Raw genomic sequence first — 14,520 nt, 5'->3', positions numbered from 1 at the left:
CATGTCATGAGGCGCGATTCATGCGGTCGTCATCGTCCGGCCCGCGCCGGGCGACGGGCGGCCGGGCAGCCGCAGGGTCCTGGCCAGGTCGCGCCACCGCAGTCCCGCGGCGATGACGGCGATGAGCAGGACGCCGCCACGGACGATGTCGAAGACGTAGGGCGAGGCTCCGGAGAAGACCAGCCCGGTTTGCGCGGTGGTGAGGACGAGAGCGCCGAGAACGCTGCCGATGACGCTGCCCCGCCCGCCGAACAGGCTGGTTCCGCCGAGGACCACCGCCGTGATCACGGTCAGCTCGTACCCGTCGCCGATGGACGGCTGGACGGCGCCCAGCCGCGCGGTCTGCGTGAGAGAGGCGACGGCGGCCAGCAGGCCCGCGAGCGTGTATGCCCCGAGCGTCACCGCCCTGACGGGCAACCCCGCGTTGAGCGCGGCCGTGCGGTTGGACCCCACCGCCTGGGTGTAGCGGCCGAACACGGTCCGGCTGAACAGCAGGGCCCCGGCGACGGCCGTCACCGCGGCGAGCAGGACGGGAACGGGGACGCCGAGGAGGTTCCCCGTGCCGATGCCCCGCAGGTGCGCGGGCAGGTCGATGTTCTGCTGCCCGGTGATGTGACCGCCGGCGCCACGGAAGACCTGCATCGAGGCGAGGGTCACGATCAGGGCCGGCACCGGGGTCAGCGCGACCGCGACCCCGTTGAGCAGGCCCATGAGCAGCCCCGCCACGGCGATGGTCAGGAACACCGCGCCGGCCGGCGCCGAGATGAGCACCTGGCTGGACTCGATCGCGGCGGCCAGGAACAACATCGAGCCGACGGACAGGTCGATGCCCGCCGTCATGATCACGAAGGTGGCGCCGACCGCGGCGATGATCAGCGGGCCGGACTGAACGGCGATGTTGCGAAGATTCGCCGCCGTGCCGAACCCGCTGTAGAAGGCGGAGAGCAGCAGGAGCAGAGTCACCCACACCGGCAGCAGTGGCTGCCGTCGCATGGCTTGCCCGACCCACGTGCCGGCGGATCTCATCGCTCACCCCCGGTGGCGAGCCGGATGACGGCCTCCTGGGTCGCCTGCGACCGGTCGAGAACCCCGGCCAACCGGCCGTCGTGCATGACGCCGACGCGATGGCTGAGCCCGAGCACCTCCTCCATCTCGGAGCTGATGAGCAGGATCGCCGTACCCGACCGCGCGAACTCGATGAGCAACCGGTAGATCTCGGCCTTGGCCCCCACGTCGATGCCGCGCGTCGGCTCGTCCAGGATGATCAGCCGCGGTTTCCCGCTCAGCCACTTGGCGAGCACCACCTTCTGCTGATTGCCGCCGCTCAGCGAGCCGCCGGCCACGTCCAGCCCGCCGCGCGCCGTCAGGCGCACGGTCGTCGCGAGCTCCCCGGTCAGGCGGCGTTCAGCCGACTTGTCGAGCCATCCGAACGGCCGCGCGCGGCAGAGCGAGCCGAGGCCGACGATGGACAGGCTCTCGCGGATCGGCCGCTCCAGGAACAGCCCCTCATGCCGCCGGTCCTCGGTGACGAAGGCGATCCCGGCGCCGATGGACGCCCGGACGTCTCCGCGCCGCAGCGGCCGCCCGTCCACCTCGATCCGCCCGGACCGGCCCGCCAGCCCGAAGATCGCCCGGGCGACCTCGGTACGGCCAGAGCCCATCAGCCCGGCCAGGCCGAAGATCTCGCCCTGGGCGATGTCGAACGAGACGCCCTCGACGCGGGAGTCGTCGCCCAGGTCACGCACGGACAGCGCGATCGACTCCCGCGGCTCGGGAAGCTCCGGATAGCCCTGGGCGAGCTCGCGCCCGACCATGAGCGACTCCAGGCCGGCGCGGTCGAGCTCGCGGGTCGGCCGGTCGGCCACGAGGCGGCCGTTGCGCATGACCACGACGCGCCCGCTGAGCCTGAAGATCTCCTCCAGGTAGTGGGTGATGTAGAGGACCGCCACGCCTTCGTCGCTCAGTTGCCCGACGATCCGCATGATCAGCTCGCGTTCCGCGAGGTTGAGCGAGGCGGTCGGCTCGTCGAACACGATGGCGCGGGGCTCGGCTGCCAGGGCCTTGGCGATCTCCACCAGCTGGCGCTGCCCGGCGGACAGCTCACGGACGACGGCCTCCGGGCAGAAACCGGCGCCGACCCGCTGCAGGATGGGGGTGGTGGCGCGCCGCAGAGCCGCCGGCCGGACCGTCATCGCCCGGGAGGACCCGAGACGGCCGATGTGGACGTTCTCGGCCACTGTCAGGTCAGGAAACAGGCTGGTCTCCTGGTGCACCGTGGCCACGCCCGAGTGCCTCGCGCCGGCCTGGGCGATCCCGCCGCCGAAGCCGACGTCCCCGGTGTCGGGCCGCAGGATTCCACCGATGATGTTCTTGATCGTCGACTTGCCCGCGCCGTTCTCCCCGGCCAGGGCCACGACCTCGCCGGCCGAGACCGAGAACGAGACGTCGCTCACCGCGGCGACACCGCCGAACGACTTCGACACCCCGCTCACCGTGATCACCGGACTCACCATGCTCGGTTCACAACCATGGGTTCGAGGTCCTTCCATGAGTCGCTGACGCCTTCCACACGGCCATGAGCCCTGCGACGTCCCCGGGAATGCTGAGAACGTTAAAGCCCGAGGTCCGAGGTGTGAAGCGCGTGTTTCGGCAGGCAACGATCCGATAATCGAATCGGCGACTCCCCACCGGTCAGCCCGTGGCCATACCGGCTACGTACGGCGGACGGCTCCGACGCCGCGGATCTGCCAGTTTCGCCGGGCGTCGGGGGCGATGGCCGTCGACGCGCCCGGGGCTTGCGGGCGCTCCAGGTATCCCTCGCGGACGACGCTGCGTTCGACGTAGGCGTCCTGGGTCCAGGGGATGAACTCGATGAGCGGCGCCATCGGGGAAAGCCCGGTGCCGACGAGGTGCTGGTGGAGTTGCGTCATGTCGCCGGCGTGGGGTGCGACCCGCAGGCCCCGGGCCGAGGCCTGGGCGGCGACCTGCAGCCATTCGGTGACGCCGCCGACGCGCGTGGCGTCGGCCTGGACGACCCGGATCGCGCCGTGGTGGATGAAGCCGCTGAACTGCTGATAGTTGTAGATGCTCTCGCCGGCGGCGATGTCGAGGCTGGTGGATCCTTGCAGGGTGACGTGGCCGTCGAGGTCGTCGGCATGCAGGGGTTCCTCAACCCAGTCCATCTGCGTTTCTTCGAGGACAGGCATGATCCGGTTCGCGGTGGACAGGTCCCAGCGCTGGTTCGCGTCGCACATGAGCGTGATGTCGTCGCCGAGCGCCGCCCGCACGGCCCGGACGCGGCGGGCATCCTCCCGCCAATCCGGCTTGCCGACCTTGATCTTGACACGGCGCCAGCCCCGGTCGAGCAGCGACGACAGGTCGCGGATGAGTTCGTCCTGGGAGAAGTTGAGCCAGCCGCCGTCGGTGTTGTACGCCTCGACCGGCTCGGGAGTGCCGCCCAGCAGCCGCCAGAGTGGGACGCCGGCCCGCTGAGCGGCGAGGTCCCAGAGCGCGATGTCGACCATGGCCAGCGCCATGTGGACCGCGCCGGCGCGGCCGATCCAGTGGGTGGGCAGCCAGTAGAGCCGGTTCCACGTGCCGAGGATGTCTTCCGACGAGGCGCCGAGCAGGCTGGGAGCGTAGTAGTCGTCGATCACCGTGCACAGCAGCTCGGATGCGGTGTGCACGCCGGAGATCCCCGTGCCCACCCGGCCGTCACGAGTGCGGACCTCGACGACGGGCACGGTCCAGTGGTCCACGGCCGCGGTCGAGTCCGCGATGGGTCTCGTGAGTGGAACAGCGAGGGCGTAGGTCTCGACGGAGGCGATGACGGCGCCTTCATCGCCTTGCATCAGGTCGCTGAGGTCTGGCGACAGCACGCCTCGCACACCTGGAACGTCTACGGGCATCGTTCTCCTTCGAACACGGAGCGTGGAGTTTTCCGTTGCCCATTTCCGCATGTGCCCGCTACCCGGTCAACGCCGAGTTGCGGATGTCGTTGATAAGCATTCCGACAGTCCGGCCTGCTAGGCGTTCCGCGGAACCGGTGAGGTGCCGGGCGGGATGGGTGATTCCACGACGAGGTCGATGAAGGCCTTCGAAGCGCGGGGGAGTGGTCGCTCGTTGTGCCACCAGACACCCACATCGCGATAGCGGTGCAGGTCGAGGATCGGACGGCTCGCCAGCCCGTCCGTCCGGACCATGGCCGCGGCGAGCAGGTTGACCACGCCGATGCCCAGCCCGGCGCGGACCATCGCGGCGAGCGTTGTCGGCTGCTGCGAGACCGTTCCCATCGGCACCTCGACGTAGCTGGCGTGCAGAGCGGCTTCGGCCTCGTACCCCAGGTAGGAGTCCAGGAGGGGGTTGCCGATCGTGATGACGCGGTGCGAGGCGAGTTGTTCCAGCGCCACGGCCTCTTCGGACAGCAGCGGATGCCCGTCGGGGAGAAGCACCACGAACGGCTCGCGCCACAACGGGCGGAAGGTGAGCACGCGGTCGACGGGCTCCGGGCGCAGGGGGCGCAGCGCGACGGTGACCCGGCGGTCGTAGAGCGCGGTCTCGATCGACTGGACGTCGCCGTCGAGGATGCCGATTTCGAGGGCCGGATGCCGATCGCGAAGCTCCCGCACCACAGTCGGCAGGAATGCCGAGCTGGCGCTGGCGAAGCTCGCCACCTTGAGCAGACCGGACAGCCGGCTCTGGCTGTCGCGGTGGCTCGTGAGCTCGTCGACGGCCGCGAGGACGGCACGTGCTTTCGGGAGCAGAGCCCGCCCGTCCTCGGTCAGCGCCAGCGGGCGCACGCGCCGTTCGATCAGCGTGCAACCCAGCGCACGCTCCAGGTTGGCCACGTGGGCTGACACTCTGGGCTGCGAAAGCGGGATCGCCTCGGCCGCACGGGCGAAGCTGCCGGTGTCGACGACTTCGATCCACGTCTTGAGCCAGACGAGTTCCAGTGCCATTCCGTCCTCCACATCGTCCCGGGTCCGTCGCGTGCCTGCCGCCGTCACGAGTGCGTGGTCAGGGTTCCGTCGAGCATCGAGCGGATGACCGACGCGGCCGAGCCTCGTGCCCAGTCCTCGAAGGTATGTGACCGCGCGATGATCTTGCACGCGCGAGCCGATCCGAAAACGTGCTCGTCGAACGCTTCGCGCACGCGACGTTCGAACAGGTCGTAGTTGGTGACCGACTCGCCGGCCACGAGGATGACACTCGGGCCGACGAGGTTGGCCATCGTCGCGAGGGCGAGCCCGATCATGGAGCCGGCTCGTTCGAACGCCGTGCGCGCCTCGACGTCGCCGGCTCGGGCGAGCGCGACGGCCTCCCGCATGGTCATGAGCGGGTCGTTCTTGGCGGCCCGGATGGCGTGCACGATGGCGCTCGACGATGCGACGGTCTCCACGCACCCACGGCGCCCGCAGGTGCAGAGCAGGTCGCCGGGCGCGAGTGGAAGATGGCCGATCTCGCCGGCGATCCCGTGATCTCCTTCGACGACATCGCCGTTGACGTACAGGCCGCAGCCGATGCCGGCGCCGATCGTCACCATCGCGAACGAGCCGGAATCGATCCCGATGCCGAACCACTCCTCCGCGATTGTCAGCGCCCGGACATCGTTGTCGACCACGACCGGCAGATCGCACCGCTCGTGAACGAGATCTCGCAGGGACACCGCCGACCAGTTCAACCGCGGCGAGTCACGTACGATGCCGGCGGCCTTGTCGACGTCGCCGGAGACCGCCACTCCGGCTCCGACCACGCGCTCGGCGTCGGTGCCCAGGCAGTCGAGGAGCTGGTGAACGACGCCGGCCACGCTCTCCACGACCGCCGGTGGCGCCGTGCTGGCCAGGGGACGGTGGATCGAGTGGAGCACATTCGCGCGCATCGTGGTGGCGACGCCGAAGATCTCATCGACGCGGATCGTGATCCCGATGGCCAGGCGCGCCTCCTCCTGGACGCTGACCGGTTGCACGGGGCGGCCCGGCGTGGGCGACCGGCGGTTGTCATGGGTCGAGATCAGACCCTGCTCAGTGAGCCGCGCCACGGCCTTCGTGACCGCCCCCTGGGACAACCCCGTCCGGCGAGCGACCTCGATGCGGGGGATGGGGCCGTGCTTGAGGATCTCGGCCAGGACGGTCATCACAGCGGGCGAGTCGGGTGAGGACCCCGGCTCCGAACGCGGCGAGCCGGGTGCGTCGCCGCCTTCGGTGCGAGGTGGCTCGATCATCACAGTTGCCTCCCTGCGCCGCTATGGACGGCCTGGGTCCGACGGCTTCAGTGAATTTAATTTTTCCGGCAACTATATCAACAGCGTGTTAACACGCTGTTCCCACGACGAGCTCAGGACATTACTTGACACTGGAATGTAATGGACCCTATCGTCACCGACCACCGTCGGCTTCCGACCGACGGCACCGCCCGAGGGCGAAAGGTCAAGGGAGACTCCATGTCGATAATGGTGAGACCCAGGCCAGGAGGGCGTGAGCGCGCGTACCGCCGGGCCGCGTTGCGTAATCCGTCGCATCGCAATGACTGGCGGCTCGCGTTGCTGCTCATAGCACCGGCCGTGGTGGGCTTCGTGGTGTTCGCGGTCTACCCGACCGTACGGGGCGTTTACCTCAGCTTCACCGACTTCCAGGTCCTGAGCCCGCCGAAGTGGACCGGCCTGGACAACATCCGTGCCCTGCTCGCCGACGACATGTTCTGGCACTCGCTGCGCGTGACCCTGTATTTCGTGGTGCTGTCCGTCGTGTTCGGCATCCTCGTGTCACTGATCACAGCGGTCGTCCTGCACCGGCTGACCAAGTCGGCAGTGGTCCGCGGGCTGGTCATCCTCCCGTTCCTCATCTCCGGTGTCGTCGCGGCGCTCGTATGGCAGTGGATGCTCGACCCGCAGTTGGGGATCGTCAACATCCTGATCGAGAACCTCACCGGCAAGCCGATCAAGTTCCTCGGCTCACAGGAGTGGGCGATCCCGTCGATCGCGCTGATCAGCGTCTGGAAGTCGATGGGATACAGCACGATCCTCATCGTCGCCGGCCTGCAGACCATCCCGGGCGAGGTTTACGAGGCGGGTCGTCTGGACGGGGCGAGCGAGTTCCAGATGTTCCGGCGACTGACGGTGCCGCTGCTGCGGCCGATCATGGCGATGGTGGTCGTCCTCACCGTCATCAGCTCGTTCCAGGTGTTCGACATCGTGCAGGTGACCACCAAGGGCGGACCGGCCAACGCGTCGAACGTCCTGCAGATGTACATCTACGACAAGGCCTTCAACCAGTTCGACTTCGGCTACGCGGCGACGATGTCGCTGTCCTTGTTCGTGATGCTCATCGTCATCACCTTCATCCAGCTGCGCCTGCTGCGCGCGAACGAATCCGACACGAACTGAGGACGAGCCATGACCACGACTGCCATGATCGCTCCCGAGGGCCGGACCGTCGCGCACACGGCGACGCCGCCTGGCCGCGGAAGGCGACTCTCGATCGGCCGGGCGGTCGCCTGGGTGTACATCGCAGGCTTTCTGCTGGTCACGATCTTCCCGTTCTACTGGATTGTGCGCACCGCGCTCTCCAGCAACTTCGCGCTCAGCACCGACCCGGCGTCGATGCTCCCGGTCGGCTTCTCGTTGGACGCATTCGAGCGGGTCCTCGGCCTGACCAGCCAGGCCGAGGCGCTCGCGCAGGGCGGATCCGGCGCGTCGCTGGACATCCCCCTGTTCGTACGGAACTCCGTGATCTACGCGGGGCTGCTCACGTTCCTCGTCGTCACCTGCTCGACGTTCGCCGCCTACGCGTTCGCACGGCTCCAGTGGCCGGGGCGGAACCTGGTGTTCTCCATCCTGCTGGCCGGCCTGATGGTGCCGGGCATCTTGATGCTCCTGCCCAACTTCGTGTTGATCAACGATCTCGGGCTGGTCAACACCTTCGCCGGCCTCATGCTGCCCGGCGCGCTCTTCTCCGCCTTCAACATCTTCTTCCTGCGGCAGTTCATGCTCGGGCTCAGCAGGGAGGTCGAGGAGGCCGCGCTGATCGACGGTGCCGGACGGTTGAAACTCATGTTCCGGATCACCCTCCCGATGATGGCCGGTCCGCTCACCACCCTGTCCGTCCTGACGTTCATCGGGACCTGGAACGACTACTTCTGGCCACTGCTGGTCGCCAATGATCCGCAGGTCAGGCCACTCACGCTGGCGCTCGGCGTATTCCAGCAAGCATCACCGCAGACACAGCCCGACTTCGCCGGCCTGATGGCCGCCACACTCGTGGCCGCGGTGCCGATGTTGCTGCTGTTCGTGATCTTCGGAAAGCGCATCGTGAGCTCCATCGGCTTCAGCGGGATCAAGTGACCCTGCCAGGCGGCTTACCAGAGAGGTATCTCATGAGAACCCGGAAGATCGCTGCCGCGGCAGCCGGCCTTACCGCCCTGCTCACCCTCACCGCCTGCGGCGGCAGCGCAGAAAGCGGCGGCATCACCGTCAACTGGTGGACGTGGTCTCCCGACCAGACCGCCGCCTACAACACGTGCATCCCCGCGTTCGAGAAGGCCAACCCGAACATCAAGGTCAAGATCACCCAGTATAACGTAAGCGACTACTTCACCAAGCTCACCAGTGGTTTCGTCGCCCGCGACGCGCCCGACGCGTTCCAGAACAGCGTGACCTTCTTCCAGTCCTACGCGAGCCAGGGCCAGCTCCTCGCCATTGACGACCTCATCAAGAAGTCGAACTACGACCTCGGCGTGTTCGCCGGCGGGGTCGACCTGTGGAAGTTCACCGACGGTAAGCAGTACGCGCTCCCGCTGGACTGGGCGGCCAGCGCCCTGTACTACAACAAGGCCCTCGTCACCAAGGCTGGACTGACGGACAAGGACCTGCAGAACCTCACCTGGGATCCAGCGGACGGCGGCAGCTTCCTGTCCGTGGTCAAACGGCTCACCGTCGACAAGAAGGGTGTCCGCGGCGACGAGCCGGGCTTCGACAAGGACAACGTCGCCGTGTACGGGATCGGCGCCATGGCCTCGGACGACAACCTCGGCCAGACGACGTGGGGCTCGTTCGCCGCCACCACCGGCTTCCAGCTCACCGACAAGCCCAACTGGCCCGGCCAGTTCAACTACGGCGACAAACGCTTCATCGCCACGATGGACTTCATGCGCAAGCTGTCCGACGACGGTTACGCACCCGACCTCGGCCAGTTCACCACCGGCAACGCGGACCAGATCGGCTCGGGCTCCGTGGCGCTCGTGGCCGGCGGCTCGTGGGACGCGGCCGCGCTGGCGAAGCTGCCCGGTCTCAAGGTCGGCATCGCCCCGGTGGTGAAGTCGCCCGAAGGCACTCGTTCTCTCATCAGCAACATGAACGGCAACAACATCTGGTCCGGCACCCCCCACCCCGAGCAGACCTGGAAATGGGTCTCCTACATGGGCTCGAAAGAGTGCCAGACGACGGCCGCCGCCTTCAACGCCTCGTTCTTCCCGTCCATCGCCGCCTCCATGCAGGCGCTCGTCGACTCCTCGGCCAAGAACGGCCTCGACCTGTCCGTGTTCGGCGAGTACCAGGCCAAGGGTGAACTCTTCCCGGCGCCGGCCTACAACAACGGCGCGGCGATGGAGTCGAAGATCAGGCCACAGTTCGAGGCGTTCTTCCTGCACCAGGCGAACGAGGAGCTGTGGCCGGCCCTTCAGAAGCAGACCGCGCAGATCATCTCCGGCTGACACCGGGCCTGCCCGGCCGCGGCCAGTCGCGCTCATCTCACGATCAAACGAAGGAAGCATGTCCACAACAGAACAGCCGGCACCCATCGTTCACCTGCGTGGCGGCTCGACCAGCTTCGTGGTGGAGGTCTCCGCGCCGGTGCCGCAGGTGCTGCACTGGGGTGCGGACCTCGGCGAGCTGTCCGCCGCCGAGCTCGACACGATCCGCGCGACCGCCGTCCCCGGCGTCACCCACAACTCGACCGACACGCCACGCCGGCTGAGCGTTCTCCCGACCGAAGCGGATGCCTGGTCGGGCACCCCGGGCATCGAAGGGCGGCTTCGCTCGACCGGCATGCCCTATCCGCGCTTCGAGCTCGCCGGCCACACGGTTGAGGAGGACGGCTCGGCTCTCGTGATCGCACTGCGGTCCGGCGAATTCGGCCTCACCGTCCATCTGCGGTACGCGCTCGACGAGCACGGCATCCTCGCGGCCGGCGCTGAGGTCAGGCGGATGGACGTCGATGATCAGCAGCCCGCCGACGTCTTCGATCTCTCGGCGCTCACGATCATTCTCCCGCTGCCCGAACGGGCCGTGGAACTCGTGGACTTCACCGGCAAGTGGTCTCGGGAACGCAGTCCGCAGCGCGTCGACATCGCGTTCGGGTCCCACCTGCGCGAGAGCCGTCGTGGGCGGCCGTCCTTGGACTCCCCGTACCTGCTGCTGGCCGGGACGAGGTCCTTCGGCTTTCGCACCGGGGAGGTGTGGGCGCTGCACGTCGGCTGGAGCGGGAACCAGCGGTACTACGTGGAGCAGCTGCCGGAAGGAGCGGGCGCGCATCGGACGGTCCTCGGCGGCGGGGAGCTGCTGCTCCCCGGGGAGGTCGCACTCGGCGCGGGCGACTCCTACCGCACCCCGACGCTCTACTTCGCCTGGTCCGACCACGGGATGGACGGTGTGGCCGGCCGTTTCCACGACATGCTCCGGTCCCGGCCGCAACACCCGGCCGGCCCACGGCCGCTGGTGCTCAACACCTGGGAGGCCGTCTACTTCAACCACGACCTCGACACCCTCGTCGGCCTCGTCGACCGCGCCGCGACGGTCGGCGTGGAACGCATCGTCCTCGACGACGGCTGGTTCCTCGGGCGCAGGAACGATCGGACGGGCTTGGGAGACTGGTTCGTCGATCCCGAGGTCTGGCCGCAGGGGTTGTCGCCGTTCGTCGGGCGGGTCCGTTCCCACGGCATGCAGTTCGGCCTCTGGTTCGAACCCGAGATGGTCAACCTCAGCTCACGCCTCGCCCAGGAGCATCCGAGCTGGGTGCTCGCACCGGCCTCAGGCGCCGGCCCTGCCGTCCGGCACCAGCATGTCCTCAACATCGCCAACGCGGAGGCGTGGCAGTTCCTGTTCGACCGCATCGACGGGCTCGTGTCCGAATACGCGATCGACTACATCAAGTGGGATCACAACCGCGAACTGCACGAGGCCGGCCGCCGGGACGCCGGTGGGCGAGCCGGCGTCCGGGCGCAGACCGAGGCGCTCTACCGGCTCCTCGACGCACTCAGGACCAAGCACCGCGGCCTCGAGATCGAATCGTGCGCGAGCGGTGGCGGCCGGATCGACCTGGGCATCCTGCAGCACACCGATCGCGTCTGGGCATCCGACTGCAATGATCCGGTCGAGAGGCAGCAGATCCAACGCTGGACGGGGCAGCTGATCCCGCCTGAGCTCATCGGAACCCACCTCGGAGCCGCCGAGGCCCACACGACTCAGCGCGTCACCTCGCTGTCGTTCCGCCTCGCCACGGCCTTGTTCGGGCACGCGGGCATCGAGCAGGACCTGACCGCGTGCGGTGACGACGAGCTGGGGACGATCCGGGCGTGGGGGGAGCTCTACAAGGAACTACGGCCGCTGCTGCACAGCGGACGCGTCGTCCGAGCCGATGTCGCCGACGAGCAGACACTGCTGCACGGTGTCGTGGGCCAGGATCAGAGCGAGGCCGTGTTCAGCTGGGCTCGGCTCGGAACCTCACCGGCGATCCAGGCCGGCCGGGTGCCGCTGCCAGGACTCGATCCTGAGCGCGGCTACCGGCTGCGGCTGCGCACCGAGATCGGAGCACCGGTGCTGCACGAGTACGCCCCGGAATGGCTGGCCGCCGCGGAGAAGGGCACCGTGACCCTGAGCGGACGAGTCCTGACGCGGCTCGGACTGCCGATGCCCACGCTGCAGCCCCATCAGGCGATCATCCTGCAGCTTCACGCCGCCTGAAGCGGCACGACCCTGGAAAGTGAGCGACCATGCCTCTGGCCGGCACCGACCACCTGAGCGACGACAGTTCGCCGGCACCAGCCGACGACAGTTCGCCGGCACCAGCCGACGGCCGCTCGCCGGCACCAGCCGATGCCGGCGAGCTGTGGTACCGCGCGCCCGCGACTCGCTGGTTCGAGGCCCTCCCCATCGGCAACGGCCGCCTGGGCGGGATGGTCTACGGCGGCACCGACACCGAACGGATCCAGCTGTCCGAGTCGACCGCCTGGTCCGGCGCGCCGTCCGGCGACGATGTCAGCCCTACTGGACTCGACCAGATCGACCGCGTTCGGGCGTTGCTGTTCGCCGGCGAGCACGCGCAGGCGCAGCGGTTGACGGCCGAACACCTGCTGGGCCGCCCCACGTCGTTCGGCACCAATCTCCCGTTGCCCGAGGTCGTGATCGAACACAGCGACGGCGGCCCGGTCCAGGACTATCGCCGCGGCCTGAGTCTCACCGACGGCGTCGTCAGGTCCGCCTTCACCCGCCGCGGCATCCGGTACACGACCGAGGCGGTCGCGTCGCATCCCGCCCAGCTGATCGCCTACCGTATCGAGGCCACCGCCCCGGGCGCCGTCAGCCTTCAGGTGTCCGTCGGTGAGAGTGTCTTCCCGCTGGTGACGAGGATCGAGAACGAGGACCTCGCGCTGTCCGGGCGAGCGGTCGAGACGCTGCACAGCAACGGCCGCGACGGCGTCGATCTCACCATCCGGATCAGGCTCCTGCATGACGGCGGGACCAAGACCGCCGCGGGCGGGCGGCTCCTGCTTCACGGCGCTGACTCGGCGACCGTTCTCGTCGCCATCGGGACGAGCTGGCAGCACGGACGGCCGGACGAGGACGCTCTTGGCCCGCTGGACGCGGCCGCGGCGCTGAGCTGGCCGGGGCTCAGGGACGCCCACGTCACGGACGTCTCCGAGCTGATGCGACGGGTATCGATCGACCTCGGCGGCAGTGGCCGGGACATCTCGGAGTCCCCGACCGACGAGCGTCGCGACCGGCTGTCCGCCGGCGAAGAGGATCCTGAGCTGATCGCCCTCTACTTCCAGTACGGCAGGTACCTCACCATCGCCGGATCGCGGCATGACTCGCCGCTGCCCCTGGCGCTACAGGGACTCTGGAACGACGGCCTGGCCAGCAGCGCGTCGTGGACGAACGACTTCCACCTCGACATGAACACCCAGCAGAACTACTGGGCCGCGGAGGCGACCGGCCTCGGCGAATGCCAGGAACCCCTGCTCCGCCTCGTCGAGAACCTCCGGTCGCACGGCCGCGACACCGCCCGCCGCCTCTACGGCGCACGTGGATGGGTCGCCCACACGGTCACCAACGCCTGGGGCTACACCGCGCCCGGATGGGGCATGGGCTGGGGACTGAACGTCACCGGCGGAGCCTGGATCGCCATGCAGCACTGGGAGCGGTGGGAGTACGGCCAGAACGAGCGGTTCCTCCGCGACCGCGCCTATCCAGTGATCAAGGAGGCCGCCGAGTTCTTCCTGGACTATCTCGTCCCCGAGCCCGATCACGGCTGGCTTGTCACCGGACCATCCGACTCGCCGGAGAACTGGTATCTCGCGCCCACCGGAGAGCAATGCTCGGTGTCGATGGGATCGACGTGCGACCGCGTGTTCGTCGACGCGATCTTCCGGATGTGCGTCGAAGCCTCGGAAAGGCTGGACCTCGATTCCTCATTCCGTGAACGGGTCCGTGAGGCACGCCGGCGACTCCCGCCGTTCCGGATCGGACGCCACGGCCAGTTGCAGGAGTGGCTGATCGATCTCGACGAAGCGGTGCCCAGCCACCGGCACACCTCGCACCTGATGGCGCTCTTCCCGGAGCGGCAGATCTCCCCACGGGCCACCCCCGACCTCGCCCGCGCGGCCCGGGTGACCATCGAGCGCCGCGAGGCGGCGCCGGGATGGGAACAGACCGAGTGGGCCGAGGCCAACCTCGCCGTCTACTTCGCACGGCTGCTCGACGGTGACACCGCCCATCAGCACGTCCGCAGTCTCATCGCGGACGCCAGCGAGGCGAACCTGCTGTCCTTCTCCGCCGGCGGCGTCGCCGGCGCGGCCCAGAACATCTACTCCTTCGACGGCAACGCCGGCGGCACGGCGGGCATCGCCGAGATGCTGCTCCAGTCCGACGGCGAAGAGATCGAACTGCTGCCCGCACTCCCGTCCGCGTGGCCCAACGGATCGGTACGCGGGCTCCGGGCCCGTGGCGGCATCGAGGTCGACCTCACCTGGACCGGTGGCCAACTGGACCACGCCACCGTCCGGGCACCCAGACCCGTGCGAACACGCGTTCGCTACGGCGACGACGTGCGCGTCTGCCAGATCCAGCCCGGGAGACCGTACCGGATCGCTGACAGGTAGCGAGAGGGGCACGTACGGAACGAGCCGGAAACCTTGCCTCGCGGACGTCCGGCACATCCCTTCTCCGAAAGTTCGACATCCGCTGTTCGACGTTGCCAGGCCCGGGCGGCGATGGCTGAATCAATGCCAACATCACAGGCACACACGAAG

The 14,520-nt window shown here is 68.5% G+C and carries 10 protein-coding genes; 5 read left to right on the top strand and 5 right to left on the bottom strand.

Annotated features, from left to right (window positions below):
* Positions 1 to 18 precede the first annotated feature (18 nt).
* The 5 genes from ACFPZ3_RS63765 to ACFPZ3_RS63745 form a co-directional block, all read right to left on the bottom strand.
* On the bottom strand, positions 19 to 993 hold the full coding sequence (locus ACFPZ3_RS63765) for an ABC transporter permease (protein ID WP_379524144.1): 975 nt from the start codon (positions 991 to 993) through the stop codon (positions 19 to 21).
* A gap of 29 nt (positions 994 to 1,022) precedes the next feature.
* Positions 1,023 to 2,501 carry a sugar ABC transporter ATP-binding protein gene (locus ACFPZ3_RS63760; protein ID WP_379524143.1) on the bottom strand — a complete coding sequence of 493 codons (1,479 nt, stop codon included), beginning with the start codon at positions 2,499 to 2,501 and terminating at the stop codon, positions 1,023 to 1,025.
* Positions 2,502 to 2,711: 210 nt separating this feature from the next.
* The gene (locus ACFPZ3_RS63755) at positions 2,712 to 3,908 is read right to left on the bottom strand and encodes a mandelate racemase/muconate lactonizing enzyme family protein (protein WP_379524142.1); all 1,197 of its coding nucleotides are present in this window, start codon (positions 3,906 to 3,908) and stop codon (positions 2,712 to 2,714) included.
* A gap of 117 nt (positions 3,909 to 4,025) precedes the next feature.
* Complete coding sequence (locus ACFPZ3_RS63750) at positions 4,026 to 4,958, bottom strand: LysR family transcriptional regulator (RefSeq protein ID WP_379524141.1); 933 nt, start codon at positions 4,956 to 4,958, stop codon at positions 4,026 to 4,028.
* A 44-nt stretch (positions 4,959 to 5,002) separates the two neighbouring features.
* The gene (locus tag ACFPZ3_RS63745; protein ID WP_379524140.1) at positions 5,003 to 6,220 is read right to left on the bottom strand and encodes an ROK family protein; all 1,218 of its coding nucleotides are present in this window, start codon (positions 6,218 to 6,220) and stop codon (positions 5,003 to 5,005) included.
* A 219-nt stretch (positions 6,221 to 6,439) separates the two neighbouring features.
* Between ACFPZ3_RS63745 and ACFPZ3_RS63740 the strand changes: the two genes are divergently transcribed.
* Genes ACFPZ3_RS63740 through ACFPZ3_RS63720 form a run of 5 tightly spaced genes read left to right on the top strand, consistent with a single transcriptional unit; the run spans position 6,440 to position 14,370 of the window.
* Complete coding sequence (locus tag ACFPZ3_RS63740; protein WP_379524139.1) at positions 6,440 to 7,381, top strand: carbohydrate ABC transporter permease; 942 nt, start codon at positions 6,440 to 6,442, stop codon at positions 7,379 to 7,381.
* A 9-nt stretch (positions 7,382 to 7,390) separates the two neighbouring features.
* Positions 7,391 to 8,338, top strand: a complete 948-nt coding sequence (locus tag ACFPZ3_RS63735; RefSeq protein ID WP_379524138.1) for a carbohydrate ABC transporter permease — start codon at positions 7,391 to 7,393, stop codon at positions 8,336 to 8,338.
* 32 nt (positions 8,339 to 8,370) lie between these two features.
* On the top strand, positions 8,371 to 9,705 hold the full coding sequence (locus tag ACFPZ3_RS63730) for an ABC transporter substrate-binding protein (protein ID WP_379524137.1): 1,335 nt from the start codon (positions 8,371 to 8,373) through the stop codon (positions 9,703 to 9,705).
* Between the two features lie 58 nt (positions 9,706 to 9,763).
* Positions 9,764 to 11,953: an alpha-galactosidase gene (locus ACFPZ3_RS63725; RefSeq protein WP_379524136.1), complete on the top strand. Its 2,190-nt coding sequence runs from the start codon at positions 9,764 to 9,766 to the stop codon at positions 11,951 to 11,953.
* A gap of 29 nt (positions 11,954 to 11,982) precedes the next feature.
* Complete coding sequence (locus ACFPZ3_RS63720; RefSeq protein ID WP_379524135.1) at positions 11,983 to 14,370, top strand: glycoside hydrolase family 95 protein; 2,388 nt, start codon at positions 11,983 to 11,985, stop codon at positions 14,368 to 14,370.
* Positions 14,371 to 14,520 lie beyond the last annotated feature (150 nt).

This window comes from Nonomuraea insulae (genome assembly GCF_042656245.1).
This window is presented reverse-complemented; position numbering and strand designations above follow the sequence as displayed.

Excerpts from the sequence above, each read along its gene's own strand:
- ACFPZ3_RS63750 (WP_379524141.1), bottom strand. The coding sequence starts at position 4,958 with ATGGCACTGGAACTCGTCTGGCTCAAGACGTGGATCGAAGTCGTCGAC.
- ACFPZ3_RS63725 (WP_379524136.1), top strand. The coding sequence starts at position 9,764 with ATGTCCACAACAGAACAGCCGGCACCCATCGTTCACCTGCGTGGCGGC.
- ACFPZ3_RS63740 (WP_379524139.1), top strand. The coding sequence starts at position 6,440 with ATGTCGATAATGGTGAGACCCAGGCCAGGAGGGCGTGAGCGCGCGTAC.
- ACFPZ3_RS63730 (WP_379524137.1), top strand. The coding sequence starts at position 8,371 with ATGAGAACCCGGAAGATCGCTGCCGCGGCAGCCGGCCTTACCGCCCTG.
- ACFPZ3_RS63765 (WP_379524144.1), bottom strand. The coding sequence starts at position 993 with ATGCGACGGCAGCCACTGCTGCCGGTGTGGGTGACTCTGCTCCTGCTG.
- ACFPZ3_RS63745 (WP_379524140.1), bottom strand. The coding sequence starts at position 6,220 with ATGATCGAGCCACCTCGCACCGAAGGCGGCGACGCACCCGGCTCGCCG.
- ACFPZ3_RS63755 (WP_379524142.1), bottom strand. The coding sequence starts at position 3,908 with ATGCCCGTAGACGTTCCAGGTGTGCGAGGCGTGCTGTCGCCAGACCTC.
- ACFPZ3_RS63735 (WP_379524138.1), top strand. The coding sequence starts at position 7,391 with ATGACCACGACTGCCATGATCGCTCCCGAGGGCCGGACCGTCGCGCAC.
- ACFPZ3_RS63720 (WP_379524135.1), top strand. The coding sequence starts at position 11,983 with ATGCCTCTGGCCGGCACCGACCACCTGAGCGACGACAGTTCGCCGGCA.